This is a genomic window from Williamsia sp. 1138 (genome assembly GCF_002095435.2).
Taxonomy (GTDB): domain Bacteria; phylum Actinomycetota; class Actinomycetes; order Mycobacteriales; family Mycobacteriaceae; genus Williamsia.
In genome coordinates this window covers 20,973-47,343 of sequence record NZ_MJEJ02000019.1, presented here as the reverse complement: position 1 = coordinate 47,343, position 26,371 = coordinate 20,973, and the positions used below count along the sequence as shown (strand labels likewise).

The 26,371-nt window shown below is 65.9% G+C and carries 22 protein-coding genes, 1 tRNA gene and 1 pseudogene; 14 read left to right on the top strand and 10 right to left on the bottom strand.

What is annotated here, in order from left to right; all coding sequences use genetic code 11:
• Positions 1-11 precede the first annotated feature (11 nt).
• Complete coding sequence (locus BH683_RS01925; RefSeq protein ID WP_210405139.1) at positions 12-1,727, top strand: transposase; 1,716 nt, start codon at positions 12-14, stop codon at positions 1,725-1,727.
• A gap of 168 nt (positions 1,728-1,895) precedes the next feature.
• Here BH683_RS01925 and BH683_RS01920 read toward each other — a convergent pair whose 3' ends face one another.
• Positions 1,896-3,500 (bottom strand): DUF6777 domain-containing protein, encoded by a 1,605-nt coding sequence (locus BH683_RS01920; RefSeq protein WP_084834576.1) that lies wholly within the window; start codon positions 3,498-3,500, stop codon positions 1,896-1,898.
• 178 nt (positions 3,501-3,678) lie between these two features.
• A complete protein-coding gene (locus BH683_RS01915; protein ID WP_094647183.1) occupies positions 3,679-4,446 on the bottom strand; it encodes an SDR family NAD(P)-dependent oxidoreductase in 768 nt (255 codons plus the stop codon).
• 43 nt (positions 4,447-4,489) lie between these two features.
• On the opposite strand from BH683_RS01915, the gene BH683_RS01910 reads away from it, so the two are divergent.
• Entirely contained in the window at positions 4,490-5,647 is a 1,158-nt protein-coding gene (locus BH683_RS01910) for an ROK family protein (RefSeq protein WP_084834574.1), read from the top strand.
• 36 nt (positions 5,648-5,683) lie between these two features.
• The gene (locus BH683_RS01905) at positions 5,684-6,511 is read left to right on the top strand and encodes a transglutaminase family protein (RefSeq protein ID WP_084834573.1); all 828 of its coding nucleotides are present in this window, start codon (positions 5,684-5,686) and stop codon (positions 6,509-6,511) included.
• A 4-nt stretch (positions 6,512-6,515) separates the two neighbouring features.
• On the opposite strand, the gene BH683_RS01900 is transcribed toward BH683_RS01905, so the two are convergent.
• From BH683_RS01900 to BH683_RS01880, 5 genes are all read right to left on the bottom strand, one after another.
• Complete coding sequence (locus BH683_RS01900) at positions 6,516-7,028, bottom strand: hypothetical protein (RefSeq protein WP_084834572.1); 513 nt, start codon at positions 7,026-7,028, stop codon at positions 6,516-6,518.
• 165 nt (positions 7,029-7,193) lie between these two features.
• The gene (otsB, locus tag BH683_RS01895) at positions 7,194-9,752 is read right to left on the bottom strand and encodes a trehalose-phosphatase (RefSeq protein WP_084834571.1); all 2,559 of its coding nucleotides are present in this window, start codon (positions 9,750-9,752) and stop codon (positions 7,194-7,196) included.
• Between the two features lie 125 nt (positions 9,753-9,877).
• On the bottom strand, positions 9,878-11,359 hold the full coding sequence (locus tag BH683_RS01890) for a trehalose-6-phosphate synthase (protein WP_084834570.1): 1,482 nt from the start codon (positions 11,357-11,359) through the stop codon (positions 9,878-9,880).
• Between the two features lie 3 nt (positions 11,360-11,362).
• Positions 11,363-11,533 carry a hypothetical protein gene (locus tag BH683_RS28555; RefSeq protein WP_168186942.1) on the bottom strand — a complete coding sequence of 57 codons (171 nt, stop codon included), beginning with the start codon at positions 11,531-11,533 and terminating at the stop codon, positions 11,363-11,365.
• A gap of 25 nt (positions 11,534-11,558) precedes the next feature.
• On the bottom strand, positions 11,559-13,070 hold the full coding sequence (locus tag BH683_RS01880; protein WP_084834568.1) for a threonine/serine exporter family protein: 1,512 nt from the start codon (positions 13,068-13,070) through the stop codon (positions 11,559-11,561).
• A gap of 7 nt (positions 13,071-13,077) precedes the next feature.
• On the opposite strand from BH683_RS01880, the gene BH683_RS01875 reads away from it, so the two are divergent.
• From BH683_RS01875 to BH683_RS01860, 5 genes and pseudogenes are all read left to right on the top strand, one after another.
• A tRNA-Thr gene (locus BH683_RS01875) sits at positions 13,078-13,152 on the top strand.
• Between the two features lie 311 nt (positions 13,153-13,463).
• Positions 13,464-14,042 (top strand): IS607 family transposase, encoded by a 579-nt coding sequence (locus BH683_RS01870; RefSeq protein WP_084834567.1) that lies wholly within the window; start codon positions 13,464-13,466, stop codon positions 14,040-14,042.
• Positions 14,042-14,145: pseudogene (locus BH683_RS29200) on the top strand (hypothetical protein); the annotation flags it as partial. The gene BH683_RS01870 and the pseudogene BH683_RS29200, both read left to right, overlap by 1 nt.
• Before the next feature lie 470 nt (positions 14,146-14,615).
• Positions 14,616-15,467, top strand: coding sequence for a transposase (locus tag BH683_RS28860; RefSeq protein ID WP_246833140.1), 852 nt, complete (start codon positions 14,616-14,618; stop codon positions 15,465-15,467).
• Positions 15,468-15,612: 145 nt separating this feature from the next.
• Positions 15,613-16,851 carry a glutaminase gene (locus BH683_RS01860; protein WP_084834566.1) on the top strand — a complete coding sequence of 413 codons (1,239 nt, stop codon included), beginning with the start codon at positions 15,613-15,615 and terminating at the stop codon, positions 16,849-16,851.
• 90 nt (positions 16,852-16,941) lie between these two features.
• Here the strand turns inward: BH683_RS01860 and BH683_RS01855 are convergent, their stop codons facing one another.
• The gene (locus tag BH683_RS01855; protein WP_084834565.1) at positions 16,942-17,433 is read right to left on the bottom strand and encodes a hypothetical protein; all 492 of its coding nucleotides are present in this window, start codon (positions 17,431-17,433) and stop codon (positions 16,942-16,944) included.
• An 87-nt stretch (positions 17,434-17,520) separates the two neighbouring features.
• Between BH683_RS01855 and BH683_RS01850 the strand changes: the two genes are divergently transcribed.
• The 4 genes from BH683_RS01850 to BH683_RS01835 all read left to right on the top strand — a co-directional run bounded on the left by BH683_RS01850 (position 17,521) and on the right by BH683_RS01835 (position 21,316).
• On the top strand, positions 17,521-17,907 hold the full coding sequence (locus BH683_RS01850) for a RidA family protein (RefSeq protein WP_084834564.1): 387 nt from the start codon (positions 17,521-17,523) through the stop codon (positions 17,905-17,907).
• Positions 17,907-19,088: a winged helix DNA-binding domain-containing protein gene (locus BH683_RS01845; RefSeq protein ID WP_084834563.1), complete on the top strand. Its 1,182-nt coding sequence runs from the start codon at positions 17,907-17,909 to the stop codon at positions 19,086-19,088. The genes BH683_RS01850 and BH683_RS01845 overlap by 1 nt, the downstream gene beginning before the upstream one ends.
• A gap of 72 nt (positions 19,089-19,160) precedes the next feature.
• The gene (locus BH683_RS01840) at positions 19,161-19,859 is read left to right on the top strand and encodes a response regulator transcription factor (RefSeq protein ID WP_084834582.1); all 699 of its coding nucleotides are present in this window, start codon (positions 19,161-19,163) and stop codon (positions 19,857-19,859) included.
• Complete coding sequence (locus BH683_RS01835; RefSeq protein ID WP_084834562.1) at positions 19,856-21,316, top strand: HAMP domain-containing sensor histidine kinase; 1,461 nt, start codon at positions 19,856-19,858, stop codon at positions 21,314-21,316. Before BH683_RS01840 ends, BH683_RS01835 begins: the two co-directional genes overlap by 4 nt.
• Here BH683_RS01835 and BH683_RS01830 read toward each other — a convergent pair.
• Entirely contained in the window at positions 21,306-21,731 is a 426-nt protein-coding gene (locus BH683_RS01830; protein ID WP_084834561.1) for an HIT family protein, read from the bottom strand. The genes BH683_RS01835 and BH683_RS01830 overlap by 11 nt on opposite strands.
• A gap of 333 nt (positions 21,732-22,064) precedes the next feature.
• Between BH683_RS01830 and BH683_RS01825 the strand changes: the two genes are divergently transcribed.
• Both BH683_RS01825 and BH683_RS01820 read left to right on the top strand, forming a co-directional pair.
• Complete coding sequence (locus BH683_RS01825; RefSeq protein WP_084834560.1) at positions 22,065-23,327, top strand: bifunctional glycosyltransferase family 2/GtrA family protein; 1,263 nt, start codon at positions 22,065-22,067, stop codon at positions 23,325-23,327.
• Entirely contained in the window at positions 23,324-25,471 is a 2,148-nt protein-coding gene (locus tag BH683_RS01820; protein ID WP_084834559.1) for a glycosyltransferase family 39 protein, read from the top strand. The genes BH683_RS01825 and BH683_RS01820 overlap by 4 nt, the downstream gene beginning before the upstream one ends.
• Here BH683_RS01820 and BH683_RS01815 read toward each other — a convergent pair.
• Positions 25,455-26,360 carry a LysR family transcriptional regulator gene (locus BH683_RS01815; protein ID WP_084834558.1) on the bottom strand — a complete coding sequence of 302 codons (906 nt, stop codon included), beginning with the start codon at positions 26,358-26,360 and terminating at the stop codon, positions 25,455-25,457. The two genes, BH683_RS01820 and BH683_RS01815, sit on opposite strands and share 17 nt — an antisense overlap.
• Between the last annotated feature and the right edge of the window lie 11 nt (positions 26,361-26,371).

Genomic DNA, 26,371 nt, shown 5'->3' with positions numbered 1-26,371 from the left:
TGGGCGATAATATGTTGGTGGCCAAGGGTTATCGTCCAGTGGATCGTGATCAGTACTTTCTGTTGCCGCCGAGTATGCGGGACTGGTTGCCCGATTCGGATCCGGTGTGGTTGGTGATCGAGACCGTCGCCTCGCTCGATACCAGCGTGTTGCACGCCCAACGCAAGACCGGCGGGGTGGGGCGGGCCGGGTATGACCCGGACATGTTGCTGACCCTGCTGATCTGGGGCTGGGCCCACGGGCAACGTTCTTCACGCCAGCTCGAGCGGCTGTGCCACCGCGATATCGCTTATCGCATCATCTGTGCTGGTGATGCACCTGATCATGTGACGATCTCGAGGTTCCGCGCCGACTGCGCCACTGCAGTTGAAGACCTGTTTGCGCAGGTCCTGGTGTTGTGCGCACGGCTGGGGATGGTCAATATCGGGGTCGTTGCTCTCGACGGGGTCAAGATCGCCTCGAATGCCTCGATGAGCGCCAACCGCACCGAAGACGGTCTGCGGGCGGCGATGGCCGCGCAAGCGGCCCGCGCCGCATCCGAGCATGCCGATGTCGATGCCGCCGAAGACGAGATGTTCGGCGCCGATGATCGCGGTGATGAGGTGCCCGGCGATCTGGTCGATCCCCGGTCGAGGTCTGCGCGGATCGCCGCAGCGCTGGCTGATCTGCAGGACCACAACACCAAGCAGGCCGCCGAGAACAACGCCGCCGATGAGCGTGCTCAGGCGCGGGAGGCGGCGGCCGAGCAGGCCCGCCAGGCCCGCGCCGAGAAGGTCGCGCGGTGGCGTGAACAGCACCCACCGGGCTCTCGTTCAGCCCGGGTGCCCACTGAAATCCGGGTCGAGGTCCACACCGCGAATCTGGAGCGCATACGCGCTGCCCAACAGGCCAAGATCGACCGGTGGCGGCCTGGGCAGCCCGGCCCGCGACCGGTGCCGGTCGACGACCACTACGACGTCGTGCGCGCGCGAAACACGCTGGAGCGGGCCACTGCCGAGCGGGTCGCCCGCCAGGCCGCCGAGGGCACCCGAACCCGTGACGCCGCTGCACGTAAGGAGGCTGATCGGCGGGCCGCAGCCACGCACCCGCGCACGTTGACCGATCCCAAACGCAACATCACCGACCCCGAGTCGAGGCTGATGATGCTGCGCGGCGGGGGCTGGATTCAAGGGTTCAACTGCCAGGCCGTGACCAGCTCCGATGGACTGTTCTTGGCGACCGGCGTCGGCAACAACCCCGCCGATGTCGTCGCGTTCGCCGCGATGCTCGACAAAGCAGTGGCCGCCGCCGACGACATCGCCAACCACCGACCCACCTCAGCACCAGAGGGCGATGCCGCGGGAATTGGAGTGTTCCTCGCCGACGCCGGCTACCTCTCCAACGAGAACCTGACCAGTCAAGGGCCGGACCGGTTGATCGCCATCGGTAAAGCGCGGCGTATCAACAAAACCGCCCGCGAGCAGCCCACCACAGGACCTCCACCGCCTGGGGCCACCCCCATCGAGGCCATGAGACACCGCTTGGCCACACCCGAAGGCCACGCCCTCTATGCCCAACGCGGTCACATCGCTGAAACCCCGTTCGGACACGCCAAACACAACCTCGGGTTCCGGCGGTTCACCAGCCGTGGATTAGACAGAGCCACAGCCGAGTTCGCGTTTCACGCCCTCGTACACAACCTCTTCAAAGCCATCAGAGGCGGACACCTCACCCCAGGAACGGCCTGAAAGGCCGGGGCCAAAAGCCCCAGCCCGCCAACTCACCACCAACGGCAGCCCATCGCCACAGACCCACACCCAGAAATTCATTTCGAAACAACCCGATCTTCCCTCGGACACCCGGTACGGGGCCGAATCCGGTGCTGCCTCGCCGCGAGCGGCGCCGACCTCAGACGATCAAGGAACTGCAGGCGCCGACGTATCGGACGTGGGAGCAGTTGTCTCCGTCGTCGTCTCGGGTGCCGGTGTCGCCGTCTCGGTCGGGGCCGTCTCCGTGGCAGGAGCGGGCGCTTCCACCGTCGGCGTCGGGATGAGGGTCCACGCGGCCGAGAGCACGGTGACCCGCTCGACGCCGGCGCCGCTGGTCAGTGGAACCGTCCAGACGCCCACCGGGTCCGTGGCCGAGGTGACCGAACTCGTCTGCAGGTAGCTACTGGACACCGTGCGGGTAATGCCGTCGGTGCAGATGAGATCGGCCGTCGGCGCGGTCACGTCGGGCACCGAACAACTCACCTGCGTTCCATCGACGGTGAACGTCAGAGTCGAGACGATGTCTCCGGTGCCGGTGAACACGGTCGGTGTCGCTGCGGCGCTGGTCGGGGCTGCAGGAGCAGCCGGGGCCGGCGGTGCCTGCGCAGCGCTGCTTCCTCCCGGAGCAGCGGGGACGCTCGGATCGACCGGGACTTGAGCGCTCGCGTCGACACTCGGCGAACCCTCCTGTGGGGCAGCGGATTCAGCTGCCGCCACGGACGACGATTCGGAGTCCGTCGCTTCAGCGGCCTGGCGCAGGACATTCTCGGCAGGCTGCCCGTCGGCTTGGACACCGTTCGCGGTCTGCACCTCGGGGTCCGGACTGACGAAGGGGGTGTTCAGCGACGCGGGTGTCGGCAAGGCGCCCTGCAGTGGCGGTAGCCCGGCCAGGTTCAGGATCCCGCCGACCGTGCGGAGCAGGGGTTGCAGCGTGTTCAGGTCGAGAAGGGTCAGCGAGGCGGGCGCTGGAGCCGGATTCGGCGCGGCCACAACGGTTGTCGTGTTGTTGATGATCGTCGTGTGCTCATTGTGGTAGTTCACGTAGACGACCTGGCGAGGTGCGTAGTAGTCCCACTGGGATCCCACGGTGCGGTACCCGGACAGCGGGGTGCCCGCGGGCGGTGACAGCGGGTTGCCGCAGGCGCATCGCACGCGTGGGATGCCGTAGCTGTCGACGAGCACGGCAGTACCGGCCTGCAGCACCGACTGGAACGGCGTTGCGACACCGTTCTCGTAGCTGTAGTTGGTGACCCAGGTGTCGTGGGTGAGCACGACGGGCGTCAGGGTGTCGAGGTAGTAGGGAATCTGGTCGACGCCGATTCCGAACACGCTCGCCCACGCCGCGGCCTTGCCCGGGTTGTTCGCCAGGAAGTTGGCCAACGCGGCGGTGTCGCAACTGGCTTCGCCGGTGCCGCCGTAGAGGCCGGCGGTCGTGCCTTCGACCGCCTGGACGCCGCGTGGTGTGACCGGGCCCTGTGGCGCCAGGTTGCGGGCGTTGGCGTCGAGCGGGCGATTGCTCACCGCGACCGACGGCGCGAAAGGATCGAGTCCGTCGCTGTTCATGGCCTCCAACACGAGTTCGGGCGCCGGCGAGGCCTTCACCTTGCTCGAACCGGAGGTCAGGTACACCGCGCCGATCCCCAGGAAGGTCAGCAGCAGGGCCGCGACGACCGCGAGCACGATGATGATCTGTTTGCGGTCGTTCGGTGGATTGCTGACAGGACCAGCGGGCGCGCCATTGGGGTAATTCACTCGACATCTCCAAGTCCGGTGCGGGCGCTGGTCCACATGCTGGCGAACCGGACTTCCCGATGTTGGATTATGTCTGGTTCTCGGACGGCGTGCGCGAGTCGTTACAGCTGGTCGCGATGTTCATCTGATCGTACGAGGGAATCAGCCCGGCCCGAACAGCGCCGGTGGCCCCCGACCGTCAGCCGGTTTTGATGTTCCGGCGGGCCGACGCCTGGTCACGAGGCATCAGCAGGATGGTATCGAGGTTGACGTGCGGGGGCCTGCTCGCGACGAATCCGATGACCTCGGCGACATCGTCGGCGGACAGCGGGGTCAAGCCCTCATAGACCTTGTCGGCCTTCTCCGCATCGCCTTCGAAACGCACGAGCGAGAACTCGGTCTCGACCATCCCCGGCTGGATTTCTGTCAGCCGCACAGGTTTCCCGAGCAGTTCGGGCCGCAGGGTGCGGTGCAGGACGGCCTGCGCATGTTTCGCGGTCGTGTAACCGGCCCCGTTGTCGTAGGCCTCGATCGCGGCGATCGAACTGATGGTGACGATCAGGCCGTCGCCGGAGTCGATGAGCTTGGGTAGTAGAGCCTTCGTGATGCGCAAGGTGCCGATGACGTTGGTTTCCCACATCCATCGCCAGTCGTCGAGGTCGGCGTCTGCGACCGTTGCCAGTCCTTTGGCGCCTCCGGCATTGTTCACCAGCACGTCCACCCGGGGGATCTGCTCGACAAATGCCTCGACGGACTGCTCGTCGGTGACGTCGAGGACGATGGCCGTTCCGTCGATCTCGGCGGCCAGCTTTTCGATCCGGTCGACCCGCCGTGCGCCGATGACCACGTGATAGCCCTGCGCGGCAAGCACCTTCGCGGTGGCGGCGCCGATTCCCGAACTCGCTCCCGTTACTACGGCGACCTTGCGATCACCAGATTTGGACGCTTCGGTGGTTGCAACTGTCATGGGTTCCATCCTAGGGCCGCCCCGACCGGTAGGTTTTGACCCCATGGGGACGCGCGCGGTGATCGGACGGGACGGAGATGTCCGTCCCTCGCACTCCGCGCCACCGATCAGGACCGTCTCTTTCGAGCGCGGCGACGGCGCCGCGGCTGCCGTCCTGCGGGCGGTGCGCACCCAGGGGCCGGTGACGCGTGACCGATTACCGCAGGCCACCGGGCTGTCGGCGGCGACGGTGAACCGTCAGCTCCAGACCCTCGATCGACTCGGTCTCGTCCGTGAACGCCCCGACCTCATCGCCCCCGGAGCGATCGGTCGTCCGAAGGTCCCGCTGATGTTGGATCGAGATCGATTCTGTGTGATCGCAATCCACATCGGCGCCCGATCCACGCTGCTCATGGTCGCAGATCTCGGGGGCAGGCCGCTGCAGACCGCCGCCATGTCCACCCCGTCCGGTCCTGCCGGCCCCGCGCTCGCCCTCATCGCCCGTCGAGCGGCCGTCGTCGCTGATTCGTTCACCCAGCGCATCGCGCTCTGGGCCGGTGCGGCGGTGGGTGGTCAGGTGCATTCGGACGGCAGCGTCGACCACGCGCAGCTCGGGTGGTGCCGGGCGCCGGTGGGTCAGGCCCTCGAGGATGAACTCGGGTTGCCTGTCTCGGTCAGTCCACACGTGCAAGCCATGGCGGCCGCGGAGTTGTTGCTCGCCGGCGACCCGAACACCTCCGGCGTCGACCTCTTGTTCTACGTCAGGGAGACGGTCGGGTTGGCGACCACCATCGACGGCCGGGTGCGCGATCGGCCGGGAAACATCGGGCACCTGCCCGTGTCGGCGCCGCTGCTGACGGGTGCGCCGCAATCGACGCTGCAGGATGTCGTCGGCCGAAAGGTGTTCGACGATGCGGTGGCCGCAGGCGCGGACGCCGCGGAGTTGCTCGACGAGCGGGCCCGGGTGCTCGGCGAGATGGTGGCGTTGGTGCGGGACCTGATCAACCCCGATCGGGTGGTTCTTGCGGGCCAGGTGTTCGCCGAGCACCCTCACGGGCTGGCGCCGGTGCAGTCGGCGTTCGACGGGGCGACCTCGTTGCCGACGATAGAACTGTCTCCACCGCGATTCGGCGCCCGCGTGCAGGAGGGCGCTGCGGTGGTGGTATCACTCGGCGCGCTCTACGCTGATCCCATCGGTGCCTTGCAGAACCACACAGCCTGACTCGGCAGCTCATTTGGAAGGATTGGTCGCCCAACAATGTCGGTCGAGTTCGCTCAGAGTGCCCAGCGTGATGTGTCGGTCTATCTCGATGTGGCGGTCAACGCGGCGACGGAGATCGAACTGCAGATCGCGGTGGCGAAGCTCCCCGGGATCGACCTGTACGAGAACCTGTCGATCACGTTGAACGGCAACACAATCGTTCCCGAAGAGATTGTCACCGCCAGCGGAAGTCGCATCCACTGGCTGCACGCAGAACCCGGGAATCTCTACGTCACCTACAACGCCAATGTCTACACCCCGGCCGACCCGGTCGAGGTGGTGCAGTTCGACCGCTCGCTCTATCTGCGGCCGAGCCGATACGCTGAGGCCGACAAGTTCTTCGGTTTCGCCGCCGGGGAGTTCGACACCACGGCGAGCCCGGGTGACCAGCTCATCGCGGTCACCGACTTTGTGCGACAACGACTTTCTTATATCTTCGGTGCCAGCGACCCGATCGACGGGGCGGTCGACACCCTGTTGTCGGGGGCCGGTGTCTGCCGCGATTTCGCACATCTCGTGGTCGCCTTGTTGCGCGGCTTGGGGATACCCGCCCGTCTCGTCGCCGTCTACGCGCCGGGCCTGTTCCCGATGGACTTTCACGCCGTGGCCGAGGCGATGATCGACGATCGCTGGGTTGTGGTCGACGCCACCGGGCTCGCACCCCGTCAGTCGTTGTTGCGCATCGCCACCGGTCGCGACGCCGCCGACACCGCGTTTCTCGACAATCACGGCGGCGACGTCATCCTGAACAGCTATCAGGTCAGCGCTGTCGTCGCTGGCTACCTGCCCATCGATGACCCGAGTCAGCAGGTTCAGCTCCGCTGACGGCTCAGAGCTTGCCGAATGTGACGCCGCGGTACGTCCATCCGGACGCGGCGACGGCTTCTTGGATCGGCTTCTTCAGTTCGCCGCTGGTGAAACGGTAGTTGTAGACCTGACCGAACTCGAGTTCCTCGGTGAACGCATAGGCGGTGCCGAACTGGACCGACGTCTTCTGGCCGCGGAATCCGGACGCCGCTGCGTGCAGCGACGGGACTCCCGCGCGCCACTCGACCTCCCACTCCTGGTCGACGGCGCGGACCTCGTTGCGTTCTGGATCGAGCTGCATGAGCACCCGAAAGGTCTTGCTCAGACCGGCTTTCGCGAAGATCTCAAACCAGCGGGCATCGACGATGCGCCACTCGGCGATGAGGTCGACGCCGTCGGGCCTGCCGTCTCGGATCACGAACGGCGCGGTCGGGCGATTGATCGCCAGGATGGAGTCGTACACCTGCCCAGGGGCCCGGACGGGGGTGTCGTCCGGGGGTCGTTTGGTGCCTGTGAAGACGTCGAACATCCCCATGGGTATCTCCTTGCGTGGCGGGGCGGGTGGCTCATGAGATCACTGTGCCGCGCGGTGCTTGGAGAGCGCTTGGAGAGTGCTTGGCCCGCGTGCAAACCCAGCCGCATCAGGCAAAACCAGGTGTTGGTGCACATGATTGTGCCCGGAACGCCTGGGTCTGTTGGGTCAGCCGTTCAACAGCCGCGCACATCGGAGCAGGCCGATGTGGCTGTAGGCCTGCGGGTGGTTGCCCAGGGCCCGCTCGGCGACCGGGTCGTATTCCTCCGAGAGCAAGCCGGTGGGCCCGGTGGCCTTCACCATCTGATCGAACAGGGCCTCGGCGTCGCCGCGACGATCGATCAGCAGGTAGGACTCGATCAGCCAGGCCGCGCAGAGATGGAAGCCTCCCTCGCCGCCGGGCAGGCCGTCGTCGTGGTGATAACGGTAGACCGTTGAACCACTGCGCAGTTCGGCCTCGGTGGCGTTGACCGTGGCGGTGAACCGGGGGTCGGACGGGTCGATCAGTCCGGCCAGCCCGATGTGCAGGGTCGCGGCGTCGAGATCGACACCTTCGTAGGCTGCGGTGTAGGAGTTGGCCTTGTCGTTCCAGCCCTGCTTGAGTACCTGCCGCGCGATGGTGTCGCGCAGGACGGACCAGCCCAGCTCGGTCTCGCGGCCGAACTCGTCCCCGAGCTTGAGGGCGCGATCGACCGTCATCCAGCACATCACCTTGGAGTACACGTGATGGCGTGGGTTACCGCGGATCTCCCAGATGCCGTGGTCGGGCTCGGTCCAGCGGCGTTCGACGGCATAGACCATGTCGCGCACCAGGTCCCAGTCCGCATCCGACAGTGGCTTCGGATCACCTGCCGCTTTGCGCGCATGCGAGAGCGTCGAGATGAGGTCGACGATCGGCCCGAACACGTCGAGTTGGACCTGCTGATTGGCGGCGTTGCCGACGCGTACCGGACGGGACCCCGCGTATCCGGGCAGGGAGTCGATCACCGCTTCGGGTGGCAGGCCGGTACCGGCGAGAGTGTAGAGCGGGTGGAGCCATTCGGGTCCGCTGAGGGTGCCCAGCACCTGGTGGAGCCAGTTGAGATACCCCTCGGCCTCGCTGTAGGAGCCGACCGAGACCAGGGCCGATGCGGTCAATGCCGCATCGCGCAGCCAGCAGTAGCGGTAGTCCCAGTTGCGGACACCGCCGATCTCTTCGGGCAGCGACGTCGTCGCGGCGGCCATGATGGACCCCGTGTCGGAGTGCACGAGTCCGCGCAGCGTCAACGCAGACCGCTTCATCAGGTCGCGTTTGATGCCGGGTAGATCCAGGGTTTTCGCCCAGTCGCTCCAGTAGGCCTCGGCCTCGGCGCGACGTTCGTGCTCCGGCGGCTGATGGATGTCGAGATCCTCGGTGCCGCAGCGCAGTTCGAGAATGATCTCACCGGCGGATGGATCGACGGTTGCGATGGCCGTCTGGTGATGACGGTCGCTCTCGATCTCCCAGGTGACGCCGGGAGCCCGCAACACCAGCGGTTCGTTGGAGCCGTAGATCCGTAGTCCGTCGTCGAAGGTCTCGATGCGGACGGCGGCCTGACCGAACTCCGGACGGGGCGCGAACCGGATCTTCGCCGCCACCTCGCCGCGGATGACCCGGGTCAGATCGGTGCGGCCCACCGGGACGTCGTGCGGCAGGTAGTCGGTGACCTCGAGTCCGGCCCAGCGGGTGCGGACGGTCATCGTGCTGTCGATGTACCGCTGACTCAATGGCAGCGGGGTGGCCTTGCCCTCCTCGACCAGCGGGCCGATCGCGAACTCCCCGGCCTCGTCGGTGCCGAGCAGGCTGCCGAACAGCGCAGCGGAGTCGGGTTCGGGGTGGCACATCCAGCAGACCTTGGCGTCGGGGGTGACCAACGCGACGGTGCGCGGGGAGGCGAGCATCGTCAGCCGCTCGATCGGGACCGCAGCGCCACCTCGCAGCCAATTGCGGCGTTCTTCGACCAGGAACGCGAGTGCGGTGGCGACCTGCTCGGTGTCGTCGACCCGGTAGGTCGCCAGGGTGTCACCCTCGCCGACCTTGACGCCGAAATCCGGCCCGTGCAGGCGGCGGAACGCTTTTTCGTCGGTGACGTCGTCGCCGAAGAAGATCGCGGCGCTGGCACCGGCCTCGTGGCGCAGGATGTCGAGCGCCTGTCCCTTGTCGGTGACGATGACGGCGAGTTCGATCACCGACTTGCCTTCGGTGACCTGGACGCCTTCCCAGGTGGCCGGTCCGATCCGGACGCGGTGCAGGGCTGCGTCGCCGTCGGTGGTCGAGGCGTTCCGGAAATGCAGCACGGTGCTCGCCGGCTTCGTCTCCACCGTCACGTTCTCGTAGTCGGCGGCGATCGCCCGCAGTTCGACGATCAGTGTGTCGAGGAGCTCGGTGGCGGCAGGGGTGATCTCGTGGACGAACCCGACGTCGAACTCACTGCCGTGGCTGCCCACCAGGTGCACTTCGGCGGGCAACCGGGACAGGGTGGCGAGGTCGCGCAGCGCGCGACCGGAGATGACGGCCGCGGTGGTCGAATCGAGTTCGGCGAGAGCGCGCATCGCCCGCACAGAATCGCCGTTGGGCCGGGCATCTTCTGGGCGGGACACGATGGGCGCCATGCAGCCGTCGTAGTCCGAGGCGACCAACAGCCTGGGCATACGTGCGATTGCTTTGAGGGCGCGCCGCAATTCCGGGACGAGGTCTTGTGCACTCACTACGCGAGTCTAAGACCGTCCACCCCAGCGGCGTCCAATCAGCGCCGCCCGGTGGGACGAATTGACGTGTTCGTCACAGTGCGTCAGGCAGGTCGGGCGGGGCCTGCGGCCGCCCGGGTCGCCGGTCAGACGACGTCGAGGCTGCGGTTTCCGCTGGGCATCGTGTCGGTGTCTGCCCCGAGCGCTCCGAGGAAACTCTTCGCCCAGCGCTGCACGTCGTGGGTGAGGACCTGCCGACGCAGCGCGCGCATCCGCCGCTTGCCCTCTTCCGGGTCTTGCTCGAGGGCAGCCAGAATGGCTTCTTTGACGCCGTCGGTGTCGTAGGGGTTCGCCTGGAACGCCTGACGCAATTCAGCTGCGGCGCCGGTGAACTCGCTCAGGACCAGCGCTCCTCCCAGATCGCTGCGACAGGCGACGTACTCCTTGGCGACCAGGTTCATCCCGTCACGCAATGGCGTGACCAACATGACGTCCGCCGCGACGTAGAACGAGACGAGTTCGTCGCGGGGCACACCATGGTGCAGGTACTGGACGACCGGATGTCCGACCCGGCCGAAGTTGCCGTTGATGTTGCCCACGAGTTGCTCGATGTCGCCGCGCATCTTGATGTAGCTCTCGACGCGCTCGCGGCTCGGGGTCGCGAGCTGGATCATCGTGATCTCGTCAGGATTGACCCGCCCCTCTTCGAGCAATTCGGACAGGGCATTGAGGCGGACGTCGATGCCCTTGGTGTAGTCCAGGCGGTCGACGCCGAGCAGGATCTTATTCGGGTTGCCGAGCTCAGCGCGCATGTCGGTCGCGCGGGTCCGGATCTCCTTCGACTTCGCGCGGTTGTCGAGTTCGCCGGAGTCGATGGAGATGGGGAACGCGCCGACGCGGACGGTGCGGAACCCGACCTGCACGACACCGAACTTCGCGCGGACCCCGACCTGTCCCTTCGACGTGGCCTGGCCGGCGAGCCGGCGCGCGAGGTACAGGAAGTTCTGCGCTCCGCCGGGCAGGTGGAATCCGATGAGGTCGGCGCCGAGGAGTCCTTCGATGATCTCCGTGCGCCAGGGCATCTGCATGAACAGCTCGACCGGCGGGAACGGTATGTGCAGGAAGAAGCCGATCTTCAGGTCTGGCCGCAGCATCCGGAGCATCTTGGGGACGAGCTGGAGCTGGTAGTCCTGGATCCACACCACGGCGCCTTCGGCGGCGGCCTCTGATGCGGCTTCGGCGAAGCGGCGGTTGATGGCGACGTAGCTGTTCCACCACGACCGGTTGTATTCGGGTTTGACGATGACGTCGTGGTAGAGCGGCCACAGGGTCGCGTTCGAAAAGCCCTCGTAGTAGTCCGCGATCTCCTGGGTGGACAGCGACACCGCGAAGAGCTTGATGCCGTCGACCTCTGGATGCTCGGCGGCATCCGGGACGCCCGACCAGCCGACCCAGGCGCCGGTCTGCGAACGCAACACCGGTTCGAGGGCGGTGACCAGACCGCCGGGGCTCTGTTTCCAGCGAACGGAACCGTCGGGCAGGGTCTCCTTGTCGACGGGAAGTCGATTGGCGACGACGACGAAGTCGGCGCGGTCGTCGGAACGTGACTTCTTACCCGAGGGCGCCACGAATCAGGCTTCGTCCGGCGCGATACCCAGCATCGAGAACAACATGCGGCATTCGTCGGCGTCGACGGCGTAAGCGGCGACCACCCGGCGAGCCGAGTTCGCGGTCTCGTCGGCTACGGGTTCCAAGTCTTCTTCGTCAGAGATTTCGGTTTTGTCGCTGGTCTTGGCAGGCATGGCGAACATGATACCTGCGCCGTGATCACCCCTCGGAAAGGCCGGGCCGCAGGTCCATCTCGCGGAACGGCTCGGTCACCGCGTCGGGATCGACTTCGGGATCGGTCGTCATCCGACCGGGCCGGATCGCCGAGCGGGCGGTGAACAGCGCTCGGGTCGGACGGGTCGAGATCCGGGGGCGTCGCAGCGTACGGGCGATGAACTCACCGAGGGTCACACCGGCGGCCAGGGAGCAGCCGACACCGATCGCCGACCCGATCGCGGTCAGGCCCTCGATCGTTTGCTGGCTGAGTAGTCCGTAGAGGCCCCGGTAGATCGCCAGACCGGGCAGGAGCGGTGTGATCCCTGCGACAGCGACGACCAGAGGCGGCGTCAGTGCACGGCGGGCCAGCAGACCACCGACGAGGCCGACCATCGCGGCGGCAATGCCTGCGGAGATGACGGACCCGATGCCGAAGTGGTTTGCGGCCGCCACGATCGCGGCGCCCATCGCACCGCCGAAGAACGCGGTCGGCAGCGCCCGGGTCTCGGCGTAACTCGCCAGGGCGAACGCGGCGGCGGCCAGACCACCGGCGAGCACCCGAAGCGGCGTGGCCGCCAGATCGAACGAGGTTGTCGACGTGATGGTGGGCAGGTAGATACCGGTGGACTCCATCAACGTGATGGCGATACCGACGCCACTGATGATGCCGCCGGTCATGATCAGGAGTTCGAAGAATCGCGCGCACCCGGTGATGGGTGCCCCGGTGATGGCGTCCTGCACCGAGCCGACCAATGAGAGCCCCGACAGCAGCACCACGACGCCGGCGGCGATGACCTGCGACGGCATCAGGTTCAGCCCCAGGGCTTCCTGGTTCTGGTAGACCACCGCGGCCGGGATGACGGCGATGAACCCGCCCGTCATCTGCTGGAAGAACAGGGGCGTCCCGATCTTGTTAAGCAGGCGGTTGGTGCGGTCGATCACCGCGGTCGTGAGAAACGCGACGACCGCGACCAGCCAGCCACCACCGAGCAACACCGAGAGCGCGGCGGCCATCGACGACCACGCCAATGTCGCGATCCAGCGCCGGTACGGGTGCGGTGCGGCGATGATGGCGTCGATCACCTGATGACCCTCACCGGGGTCGATGGCCAGGTTGCGGATCTTTCGTACCAGGCGATCGACCGCTGCGAGTCGGGTGAAGTCGAGCGACCGGTAGTGGACGGACTTCATCGCGGTGACCGGCGGCATCGCGCCGCCGCGGGTGGCACTGACCCAGATCGTGTTGTAGGTGACATCCACCTCACAGTTCTCGACACCGTAGATACTCGCCACGAATCTGACCTGTGTCTGCGTGTCGATCGCACCGGTTCCGGAGTCGAGCAAAACCGCCCCGACCTTGATCGCGAGGTCGAGTACCTCGGTGACGGCAGCGTCGTTGGTGAGGTCGACGGGCTGCCGTGGCGACACCGCCGGCTCGAACGGCTCGATCGTGTCGATCGTCGCTCGACGACTGCCGGCGAGGCGCTTACCGAGACTCGCGATATACTCGCGCACGCAGTTTGCCTCCTTAGCTCAGTGGTAGAGCACTCGCCTTGTAAGCGAGCGGTCGTCAGTTCAATCCTGACAGGGGGCTCCACGTAAAACAGGCCCTGACCTGCCGTTTATCTAGGCCGATTACCAGCCTGCAATGCTACACCTTGCTCTCGGTGACACTATTTGACACAACGCCGTCGTAACTCGGCGCGGCTGCCTCAAGCGCGTCATCCTACGAGTGCATGTAGGTCCGCATGGAGGCCGCGGGCAATGGCAGTCAATGGGAGGGTGCGGGCGGCTGCGATTGTCTTAGTCGTTTGCTCCATTGCCTTCCCCGCGGCGCTGACCCGATTGTTGCGGCTCCGGGTGTGAGCAATGGCCGGTCGCCGAAGCTGACCGCAGAGCAGGTGGCGTGTGAAGTTGGCTGAGTGGGCGCGGATGCAGGGGGTGCATCCGCAGACCGCGTATCGGTGGTTTCGTGAGGACGGTATGCCGGTGCCTGCTCGACGCTTGGAGTCGGGGACGATTTGGGTTGATGTCGCTGAGGTTTCGGTTGCCGGGCGGGTGGTGGTCTATGCGCGGGTGTCCTCACATGATCAGCGTTCTGATCTGGACCGGCAGGTCGCGCGCCTGACCGGATGGGCCACCGCTAAGGGGCATGTGGTGGGCGAGGTAGTGACCGAGGTCGGGTCGGGGTTGAACGGGAAACGTCCGAAGATTCGGCGGGTGTTGTCGGACCCGTCTGCGAGTGTGGTGGTTGTGGAGCATCGCGACCGCCTTGCCCGGTTCGGGGTTGAGTATCTGGAGGCGGCTCTGTCTGCGCAGGGTCGGCGGATCGTGGTGACCGACAAAGGTGAGACTGAGGACGATCTGGTCCGGGACATGATCGAGGTCCTGACCTCGATGTGCGCCCGCCTCTACGGGCGTCGTGGCGCGCGCAACCGGGCGATGCGCGCGGTCACCGCCACCAAGACCGATACCGGGATGCGGTGATGGCCGAGAAGTTCGAGGTTCCCGACGGGTGGGTGTGCCAGGGGTACCAGTTTGCTCTGGACCCCACCCCGGCGCAGTGTGCGGCGTTGCAGTCGCATGCCGGGGGCGCGAGGTTCGCGTACAACACGATGCTGGCCGCGGTGAAGAGCAACCTGTCCCAACGCGACGCCGAACGCTCGTACGGGATCGATACCGCTGATCTCACCCCGTGCCTGTCGTGGTCGTTCCAGTCGCTGCGCAACGACTTCACCCGCCGCAAGCAGCAGGTGGCGGTGGGCGAGGACGGGACGCCGTGGTGGCCCGAGAACTCGAAAGAGGTGTACGCGAATGCCTGCAAGAACCTCGCGGCGGCGTTGAAGAACTGGGACGACTGCCGTAGCGGTAGACGTCAAGGTCCTCGTGTCGGGTTTCCGTCGTTCAAGTCCAAGCGCTCGACCAAGAAGTTCGCGTTCACCACCGGCACGATCAACGTCGAGGCTGACCGTCATCACGTGACACTGCCCCGATTGGGGACGCTGCGAGTGCATGAGTCGACCCGCAAGCTCGCCCGACGACTCGAACAAGGCCGCGCGAGTGCTCAAAGCTACCGTCAGATTCGACCGCGGCCGGTGGCTGGTGAGCTTCTCCTGTCTCGTGCAACGCACCGCGCAGCGGCCCGCCCACCTCAAGCGCGTCGCGTCGACAGTCGGTGTGGATGTCGGCGTCAAAGATTTGGTTGTCGTAGCCACCCCACAGGGCGACGAGGTCATGCGCGTCCGGGCGCCGAAAGAGTTCAGGCACGCCTCCCGCAAGCTGCGGGCGCTGCAGCGCAAAGCAGCCCGCCAGCAAGGTCGGTGGGACGCGACGACCAGGGCCCGGCGGGAACCGTCGGCTGGCTGGCTGCGCACGCAGCAGATCATCGCGAAACAGCATGTGCGGGTGGCGGATCTGCGGCGCGACCGGCTGCACAAGCTGACCACCGTGTTGGCGCAGTCTTTCGACGTGATCGGCACCGAGACCCTTGCGGTGAAGAATATGATGGCCTCAGGTGGCGCCCACAAGAAGGGACTCAACCGCTCGATTGGCGATGCTGGTTTGGGTGAGTTCTCCCGCCAGCTCGACTACAAAACCACCTGGTACAACTCCCTGCGTGTGCAGGCTGACCGGTGGTACCCGAGTTCGAAGACGTGTTCTGGCTGCGGCTGCGTGAAAACCAAACTGAGCCTGGCAGAACGCCTCTACGTCTGCGACAACAATGACTGCGGGTTGCAGATCGATCGTGATCTCAACGCCGCGATCAACCTCGCGCGTTACGCGCAGGCGGAGCAGAGTGCCTGCTCCGATAATGGTGGAGCCGACCGTAAGACGACCGCTCCGGCGGCGCTGGTGGCTGCGAAACCTGAATCCAGCAATGGAAGCGCCTCACCGCAAGGTGAAGCTGCCTAATGACACATGAGCACTCACGTTTGCTCACCAGAAGGCAACGGTTTCAACGTGCCTCCCGACACGCTTGCGGTTCACCACCGATTGCTAGGTTGGCGGGTGTGGTGGCCGGTCGGCACCGCGACGCACTTCTCGGAGGTCTCTTGCGGTGAAATCGCCGGTTCCTGATTACCTGCAGGAGGTTCTCGACGGACTCGTCGACGACCGTGGCGGCGCGGTCGCCGACTACATCCCGGACCTCGCGCACGCCGACCCCGATGTTTTCGGTGTCGCGATGACGACCGTCGACGGACGGACCCACTCGGTGGGCGACGACGAGGTGGAGTTCTCCATCCAGTCCATCTCGAAACCGTTCGCCTATGCCGCCGCACTCACCGACCGCGGCTTCGACACGGTGCTGAACACGGTCGGCGTCGAACCGTCGGGGGAGGCCTTCAACGAGTTGTCCCTCGAGGGCGATTCCTGCCGGCCCAAGAACCCGATGATCAACGCCGGCGCCATCGCGACCCACTTCTTGCTGCTGAAATCCGGTGCGAGTGTGACGGACCGGGTCGATCGCGCGCTGGAGTTCTTCTCCGAGCTGGCCGATCGCACGCTGTCGATCGATGAGTCGGTGTGCCGATCCGAACTCGACTCCGCCGACCGCAACCTCTCGATCGCACACATGCTCCGCAACTACGGGGTCATCGATGTCGACGCCCATGACGTGGTCGAGGGCTACACCAGGCAGTGCTCCATCAAGGTGACAGTCCGCGACCTCTCGGTGATGGGCGCCACCCTGGCCAACGCCGGGGTCCACCCGGTCACCGGCCGCCGGGTGGTGGCCACCGATGTGGCTCGCCAGACACTCGCGGTGATGACCGGTTGCGGTATGTACGACGCTGCCGGTCACTGGCTGACCACGGTCGGTATCCCCGCGAAAAGCGGCGTCGCGGGCGGCCTTCTGGGGTCGCTGCCGGGTCAGTTGGGGATCGGGGTCGTCTCCCCGCGGCTCGACGCGCACGGCAACAGCGTGCGCGGGGTGAAGCTGTTCCAGCGGATGTCGGCCGACATGGGAATGCACCTGATGGACGCCGAACCCTACGGATCCACCGTGCTGCGCAACGTCCGCCGCGACGCCGACGAGCTCGTGTTCGAACTGCAGGGCGTCGTCCAGTTCACCGGCGCGGAGACGGTCCTCGATGCCTTGGAGCTCGATGAATCAGATTTCCAGACAGTGGTCTTCGATCTGCACCGGGTCGATCGACTCAGCGATGTCGGCAGGCGGATGGTGTTGGAGGGTATGCGCCGGGTCCGCCTCGACGGTCGGGATGTGGTGCTCATCGACCGCGACGGTGTACTGCCCGATCCAGACCTCGGCGACGGGACGTATCCCAAGACCCGGTGATCGCGGCGAAACTCGTCCCCCACAGTGACCTCGGAGGGACATGCGCCCTCGGACGACCCTGGTGGTGGCGAAAATGACCAATGGGTCTGTTCAGGACGCGGTCGGAAACACTCGCTGGGACATGACCGGGGCGAACCACAGCCGTGACATATCCATCGAGTCGGTCCGCTTGGCGTCCGTCGGTACGAGGCCGTGGTCGACACCGCCGGGCGACCAGTGGTCGTGCAGGTCTTCGGCCGCGAAGATGAACGGGAGCCAGTCGGTCATCTCGTCGGCCCGGGTGAACCCGCCTGCGATCGCCCACTCGACGTTCTCGGTGCTGTAGGTGAAGAAGTGGTCGCCATAGGTGGGGCTCACTCCGTCGCCGATCAGCGCGGTCAGCACGAACCACTCGGTCGCTTCGAGCACCTCCGGGGTGGCCAGGTGCTGAGCGAGGGCGTAGTGGCTGTCGATGGAGGCCGCGGCGAGCTTTTCGTCGTAGTAGACCTCTGAGTGGCTGATCTCGGGTCCCGTCCCGACGCGGGCGTGATCGGGCATGCCGAGAACGAAGTACGCGCTGCGGGGTGTCACTGCGGGTCCCATGGACGCATTGTGCACCCGAAGTGGTCCGCGTGTCGGCGGGCCGCGCGGGTCGTCGGTGGGCGAACGTGAAACGGATACGATGACGCCATGTCATCTGTGCAGATCAATGGGGATCAGGGCGGTCACACGCGGAGTGCGACGGTCCCGCCGGGAACGCTCATCTTCACCGCGGGAGCCGCGCCGATCGACGACGACGGGCGGACCGTTCACCCGGGTGACGTCAGCAAACAGGCCGCTCGGTGCATGGCCAACCTGTCCGCCGCCGTCGAAGAGGCCGGCGCGTCGCTCGACGATGTCGTGAAGGTGACGGTGTTCGTCGCGGAGAAACTGCAGGCAGATCTGAGCGTCGCGTGGGATGTGGTGACCGAGGCGTTCGGTGAGCACAAACCGGCAGGGTCGCTGCTCGGCGTGACGGTTCTGGCCTACGACGATCAACTCGTGGAGATCGAGGCCGTGGCGGTCGTTCCGGCCTGATGAACCGCCCGGCGATCAGCACCGAGCAGCGCCGCGCGCGTCTGCTGCGGCGCCATGGTCTGGTCCCCGAGACGTATGCCGAGACGGCTGAGGGTGTCGCCGATGCGGTCGTCGGTCTGCACGCCACCACCGCATCGACGGTGTACCTGTCGACCTGGGCTCGGATGGGGTCGTTCGACATCCCCGAGCTGGATCGCGCGCTCTACGTCGACCGCACACTCGTCAAGCAGCTCGCGATGCGTCGCACGCTCTTCGTCTTCGGTAGGCCTGCCCTCGCAGACGCCGTCAGCGCGGTGGGGACGAGGGTGGCCGCGAGTGAACGCACCAACATGCTGCGAGACCTGCGGCGCAGTGACGACTTCCCAGATCCGGAGGGCTGGATCGAGACCGCTCGCGCGGCTGTCACCGGGGCGCTGACCGGTGGAAGGAGCGCGTCGTCGACCGAGCTGCGCAAAGAATTGCCCGCCCTGGAAGGCGTCATCCGGCACGGAGAGGGCAAAGCCTGGTCGGGCGTCGCGGGGATGGGTCCGCGGGTTCTCAGCCACATGTGCGCGGGCGGGACGATCGTGCGGGGTCCCAACGACGGGAACTGGCTCCGCTCCCGGCCCAAGTGGACGTCGATGACCGATTGGCTGGGTGAGCCGCTCCGGATCGACGACCCGGAGACGGGACATCGAAACCTGATCCGCCGGTATCTGCAACGGTTCGGCCCTGCCACCGAAACCGACGTGGTGTGGTGGCTCGGTTCGACGAAAACAGCTGTACGAAAGGCTCTTTCGCAGCTCGAAGCGGTCGAGGTGGATCTCGAGGGTGACATGGTCGGGTACGTGCTACCCGACGATCTCGAGCCGGTGGATGCGGTGGAACCTGCGGCGCTGGTGCTCCCCGAACTGGATCCGACGGTGATGGGCTGGAAACAGCGCGACTGGTACCTGGGGTCGCACGCTCCGCATCTGTTCGACAGCAACGGCAACGGCGGGCAGACCCTCTGGTGGGACGGTCGGATCGTCGGTGGCTGGTACCAGCAGGCCGACGGCTCCGTCGGGACGCACCTGTTGGAGAAGGTGAACCGCGCAGCCGCCAAGGCCCTCACAGCACGTGCGGAGGAGTTGTCGGTGTGGCTGGGAGACCACCGGCCGAAACCCGGGTATCCCGCGCCGTTCCTCGCGAACCTCCCCTGATCGGTCAGGTTCACAGGAACCTCCCAGCTTGTCGGCAGAATGCCGAGAAGAAGGTCAGGCAAGGTGGGGGTCATGAGTGATCAGGGTGCCCGCGTGCTTGTTGTCGATGACGAACCCAACATCCGTGAATTGTTGTCGGTGTCGCTGAAGTTCCAGGGCTTCGAGATCCAGACTGCTGCCGACGGGCCGGCGGCGCTCGATCGGGCACGCGCCTTCCGGCCCGACGCGCTCATCCTCGACGTGATGATGCCCGGTATGGACGGGTTCGGGCTCCTGCGCCGACTGCGTGCGGACGGTGTCGAGGCGCCCGCGCTGTTTCTCACCGCCCGGGATTCGCTGGAAGACAAGGTGACCGGCCTGACCATCGGTGGCGATGACTACGTCACGAAGCCGTTCAGTCTGGAAGAGGTCGTCGCACGACTGCGGGTGCTGTTGCGGCGCGGTGGTTTCGGTGACAAGCCGGAACAGAGCCCACGGATCTCGTTTGCCGACATCGAACTCGACGACGACACCCATGAGGTCTGGAAGAACGGCGAACTGGTGTCGCTGTCGCCCACGGAGTTCACGCTTCTGCGTTACTTCATGATCAACGCGGGCACGGTGTTGTCGAAGCCGAGGATCCTCGACCACGTGTGGAACTACGACTTCGGTGGTGAGGTCAATGTTGTCGAGTCGTACGTGTCCTACCTGCGACGCAAGGTCGACACGGGGGACAAACGCCTCATCCACACCCTGCGCGGTGTCGGCTATGTGATGCGTGAGCCCCGATGACCCAGCGTGCCGCGCCGACGCCCACATCGCCTCGCCGCGGTGTGCCACTACGGGTTTCGCTGGTGGCGCTGACGCTCGTGCTCGTCATGCTCGGATTGCTGGTGTCGGGGATCGCTGTGACCTCGGCGATGAAGAACAACCTCATGGATCGAACAGACAGGTCATTGCGCGAGGCGTCGCAGGGTTGGGCCAGGCCCAAAGAGCTGCCCCAGGGCGACATGGGTCCGCCCGATGGCTCGAACGGTAGGCCGCCGTCGCCATTCTTCGTGCAGATCCAACGCGCAGATGGCTCGATGTTCACCATCAACGATATCGGTGGGGAACCCGACCTCGCTGAGCTGAGCGGTTCGGCACGTGATCCGGTGACCGTGAACTCGGTGGATGGCGGTGATCCGCGTTGGCGCGTCATCGAGACCACCTCGCCGTTCGGAACGTCCATCGTCGCGGTGAAGCTCACCGACGTCGACGACACCGTCACCCGGTTGATCTGGCTCCAGGTCGGTATCGGCGCTGGCGTGATCCTGTTGGTCGGCGCGCTGGGTTATCTGTTGGTACGCACCAGCTTACGACCGCTGCAGCGGGTCGAGACCACTGCGCAGGAGATCGCGGCGGGGAATCTCGACCAGCGCGTTCCTCCTGCTGCCGCGAACACCGAGGTCGGTCATCTCGCGGCGTCGCTCAACACGATGTTGCACCAGATCCAGGGGGCGTTCGCGGCCACGGCGGCATCGGAAGAACAGGCCCGCCGTTCCGAGGACAACATGCGCCGCTTCGTCGCCGACGCCAGCCACGAACTCCGGACCCCGCTGACCTCGATCAAGGGTTTCTCCGAGCTCTACCGCCAAGGCGCGATGACCGACGCGAATCAGGTGATGTCGCGAATCGAGACCGAAGCGGGTCGCATGGGTCTGCTGGTCGAGGATCTGCTGATGTTGGCCCGACTCGATGCCCAGCGGCCTCTCGAACGGGCGCCGGTCGACCTGCTCTCGCTGGCAGCCGAGGTGGTGCACGGGGCAAAGGCCGCGGCGCCCGACCGCACCCTGACTATCGACGTCTTCGACGGCCCGGGGGTACCCGAGGTGATGGGTGATGCCGGGCGGCTCACGCAGGTGCTGAGCAACCTCATCGGCAACGCCATCCGCCACACCCCCGACGACGCCACCATCACGGTCCGAATAGGCACCGTCGACTCGGACGCGGTGATGTCGGTGACCGACACCGGCCCGGGGCTGAGCGAACAGGACAGGGCCCGGGTGTTCGAAAGGTTCTATCGCGCAGACGCGTCGCGACAGCGCACCGAGAGCTCGGCCGGGAGCGGACTCGGCCTGTCCATCGTGGCGGCTCTCGTTGCGGCCCATGGCGGCACGGTAGGTGTCGACTCCGAACCAGGCGAGGGCGCCACCTTCTGGGTGCGGCTACCGCGTGAGGGTGGCCCGCAGCACCCGGTCAGTCACTGACGTACTGCTCGTGGCCCTGCTCGCGTAGCTTCGCGCGAATCTTGTCGGCAACCACGTCAAGCGCTGCCGGATCGGGGTCCTGGTCCGCGGTCGCCAGGTCGAAGGTCTCGATCTGCCATGCCGGGAACACGTGAACATGCAGGTGAGGCACTTCCAGTCCCGCGATCAGCAAACCGATGCGCGGTGCGTCGAACGCGCTCTTCACAGCTTGACCGACCGTCTGCGCGACGGTGTTGATCTTCCCGAACAACGCGGGTTCCACGCTCTCCCAGTGATCGATCTCCTGACGCGGCACCACGAGCAGATGTCCGTCGGTGACCGGGTTGATCGTGAGGAAAGAGACGACGTCGTCGTCCTTCCACACGAACCGGCCGGGGATGTCTCCGTTGATGATCATTGAGAAAACAGATGCCATGCTCGTCACTCTATCGGGGCAGGGTTTGAGGCAGGGTTGGGTTTCGAGGTGGTTGGGCTAGGTGCTCGGGTGACGGCGCTGTGGCCGGGTTTTCCAGTTCGGGTCACCAGCTGTGTCTTTGGCTCGCTTCGCTCGCGGGCCGGCGGCCCTCAGCGCGTGCTCTTCCTACGTCGACTCAGTCGCTGCGCTCCCTCGCTCCTCCGTCCAGAGCACGCGGGGCCACCGGCGGGCGGGTCGAGTTCGCTGTGCTCACCGACCCTGGTGTGTCCGGTCACAGGTAACTGACAGCCGAGCCCGAGTCTCGTAGCAGGGTTCAGTTCAAGAGTGAGTGCCATGACAGCAGACACTCTCGATGACGCCCCGGCCATCATCGTCGACGACACACCAGCAGCGCCGGTGCTCGACATCGTCGTCCCGGTATTCAACGAAGAACTCGACCTCGCCCGATGTGTGCGGCAACTCGCCGACTTTCTCGACTCCTCGATGCCCTATGCGTCGCGGATCACCATCGCCGACAACGCCAGTACCGACACCACGCTTCAACTCGCCTGCAATCTCGCGGCATCCATCGACGAGGGCAACCGGGTCCGGGTTGCGCACCTCGACGCCAAAGGCCGTGGCCGGGCACTGAAGGCGATCTGGCAGCACAGCGACGCCCAGGTGGTCGCCTACATGGACGTCGATCTGTCGACCGACCTGAACGCGTTGCTACCACTGGTCGCGCCGCTGGTGTCCGGACACTCCGACCTCGCCATCGGAACGCGCCTGACGCGTTCGTCGCGGGTGGTGCGCGGTCCCAAACGCGAAATCATCTCGCGTGGTTACAACTTGATGCTGCGAACCGCCATGGGGGCGAGCTTCTCCGACGCCCAGTGCGGGTTCAAGGCCGTACGTGCCGACGTCGCACGGAATCTGCTGCCGATGGTCGACGACACCGGATGGTTCTTCGACACCGAGATGCTCGTCATCGCGCAGCGGGCGGGCCTGCGGATCGCGGAGATCCCGGTGGACTGGACGGACGATCCGGCCAGCAAGGTCGACATCATCGAGACTGCCACCGAAGACATCAAAGGCTGCTGGCGGGTCGGGCGGGCATTGGCGACCGGGCGGCTACCCGTGGCAAATCTGCGGGACAGTCTCGGCCGTGGGGACACCGGGCCGCAGGTCACCGGTGTGCCACGCGGTCTGGCGGGTCAACTGGTCCGATTCTGTGTCGTAGGTGTCGCCTCGACGATCGCGTACGCGGTCCTCTACCTGGTGTTGCACTCCGTTGCCGGTGCACAGGTCGCCAACTTCCTCGCATTGTTGATCACTGCCGTGTTCAACACCACCGCCAACCGGGCCTTCACCTTCCGGGTCCGCGGCCGGGACGGCGCCGCAAAACACCAACTGCAGGGCTTCGCGATCTTCATCTTCGGATGGGCCCTGACCGCGGGATCACTGTTGCTCCTTCACATGTGGGCCCCGGACGCCTCCAAGCACATCGAACTCCTGGTGCTGGTGGTGGCGAACCTGGTGGCCACTGTGCTGCGATTCGTCGGGTTCCGCTGGGTGTTCCGCACCGCGCACGGTTCCAGCGCAGGGGTGGCCGCATGAGCCTCCTCGTCGATAGCCCACCGGCGAGTCCGGCACCGGGACAACAGGACCCGACACCCCAGCCCACGGCACGATCACGATGGGAGCTACCGTCGTTCGCCGCGCTCATCGTGGCCACGGGTGTGCTGTACCTGTGGAACCTCAGTGCCAACGGTTGGGCGAACTCGTTCTATTCCGCTGCGATACAGGCCGGTTCGCAGTCGTGGAAGGCGTGGTTCTTCGGATCCTCCGACGCCGCGAACTCGATCACCGTGGACAAGCCGCCGATGTCACTGTGGATACCGGGCATCGCAGTCCGCATCTTCGGTCTGAACTCGTGGTCGATCATCGTGCCGCAGGCGCTGATGGGGGTCGCCTCGGTGGCTCTGCTCTACTGGATCGTCCGTAAGCGTTTCGGGCCGGCGGCCGGGCTCATCTCAGGCGCCGTCCTTGCGCTGACCCCGGTGGCTGCGCTGATGTTCCGCTTCAACAACCCCGACGCGCTTCTGGTCCTGCTGATGATCGCGGCGGTCTGGGCAACTCTGAAGGCCATCGACGACGGCCGTATCCGTTGGATGATCTTGACCGGTGTGTTCGTAGGATTCGGTTTTCTCACCAAACAGATGCAGGTCTTTCTCGTCATCCCGCCGTTGGCGCTGACGTATATCGCCTTCGGACAGAAGACCTGGATCAGGCGCCTCGGGCACCTCTTCGCTGCGCTCGGTGCGATGATCGTCTCGGCGGGATGGTGGGTGCTAGCAGTCGAACTCTGGCCCAAGGGCTCGCGTCCGTACATCGGCGGTTCGCAGGAAAACTCGATTCTCGAATTGACGCTCGGCTACAACGGGTTCGGACGGCTGAGCGGCAACGAGACGGGCAGCGTGACGCCCGGCGGTGGCGGCAATGCCATGGCCGAGCAACTCGGTGCCACGGGAGGCGTGGCCGGCGGATTCGCGGGCGGGCCCCCCGGCGCGGGAGGCGGACCTGGCGGTGGCGGAGGAATGTGGGGCCAGACCGGTGTGACCCGTATGTTCGACTCTGCGCAGGGTGGTCAGATCGCCTGGCTCATCCCGGCGGCGTTCATTCTCGGTATTGCCGCAATGGTGCTGAGGGGGAGAGCTTCTCGAACCGACAGCAGACGTGCCCTGTTGACGGTGTGGGGTCTGTGGCTGGTCACGACGATGGCCGTGTTCAGTTTCATGGCAGGTATCTTTCACGCGTACTACACCGTTGCGCTCGCACCGGCGATCGCCGGACTCGTGGGTGCGGGCGCAGTGCAGTGCTGGCGGCGACGAGACCGGCTCTGGGTGCGGATCGTGTTGGCCGCCGCGTCTGTTGCAACCGGCATCATGGCCTACGTTCTGCTCGATCGGTCCGCGGACTTCCTCCCGTTGCTGCGGTATGTGGTGCTGATCGGCTCGGTCATCGTCGCTGTCGCACTGGTGTTCTCGAACGTGAAGAAGGCTTCTGTGCAGCGGGGAGCGCTGATAGCCGGACTTGTGGCTCTGGCACTCGGACTCGCAGGGCCGGCGGCGTACGCCATCGACACCGCGACGTCGAGTTCGTCCGGATCCATCCCCAGCGCGGGCCCCACCGGCGCCGGCGGATTCGGACCCGGAGGCGGCATGCGGATGGATGGCCGAGGAATGACACCTCCCGGTATGACCGGCCGGCAGGGAAATCCACCCGGTATGACCGGGCAGCAGGGTGTACCGAATCAGACCGTTCCGCAGGCGAATCCAACGCACAGTGCAACCGGTGGCGGTCAAAGTGGCACAACCGAAGGCCGCGGCATGGGCGGTGGGGGACTACTGGAGGGATCGACGCCGACCGATGAACTGGTTGCGGTCCTGAACCAGAACGCCGACGACTTCACCTGGGTGGCAGCAGCCATCGGCTCCAACAGCGCATCGGGGTATCAGCTGGCCACCGAGCGATCGGTGATGCCGATCGGCGGCTTCAACGGCAGTGATCCGTCGCCGACCCTGGCGCAGTTCCAGCAATACGTCGCCGGTGGCAAGATCCACTACTTCATCGCCGGCGGCGGCGGGATGATGGGCGGCGGCAGCGGCACGGCCTCGGAGATCACCGCGTGGGTCGAGGCGACCTTCCCCAGCACCACGCTTGGTTCGGTCACCCTCTACGACCTCACGGACCCGGTCTGAGTGTGTGGTCGGGTCCGTTCAGGATCGCATCTCGGATCGCGGATACCGTGTGCGGCAACCATAGTGCCTGCACCGGGGCGAGTGGTGGAACGTCGAAATCGACGACCGCCACTCGCCCCGACAGGCCTGGGCCCGCCGGGTCGGTGACGAAAGCGCACCGCAGCGAACCGATCACCGCGGTCATGGGCGGAGTGCCCTGAATGGGGTTGACCACGAGACTGGGCTCGAATCCTGCTCTTCGGCAGGAGGATACGAGGAAGTCCGTGTAGTAGGAATGGTGCGGCGGGGACCACACGACGATGTCGAACTCGGCGAGGTCGGCGATGGACACCTCACCGCGGTCGGCGAGTGGATGATCGGCAGCCACCGCGATTCTGACCCGGTGATAGTCGATCACTGCGGCGGCCAGATCGGACGGCGTCTCCACCCCGCGTCGGACCCCGAGATCGATTGTTCCGTCGAACAACTGGGTCCGCATGTCGCCGGGGAACATCTGCCGGGCCGTGATGGACGCGCCCGGATGGTCACCGAGGGTACGCGTGATGAGGTCGAACACCTCCTCTCCTGAGATTGCCGGTGAATGGCCGACGACGAAGGCGTGCGCCGAGTCGATGGCGGTGGCGCGGACCCGTTCGGCAAGCTGCTCGGCACCGGCGAGGAGCGGCCGCGCCCCGAGGTAGAGCTCGTCGCCTGCCGCGGTGAGGCGCATACGGCGCCCGGAACGATCGAACAAGGCAACGTCGAGATCGATCTCCAGTTGCCTCATCGCCGTGGAAAGGGCCTGTTGGGACACGAAGAGGGTTGCCGCAGCAGAGGCGAGACTCGAGGCCTGGGCCACGGCGACAAACTGCCGGAGGCGGCGCAGATCAAGTGGGCTCTTGGGCGACATGCGTCTCAGTT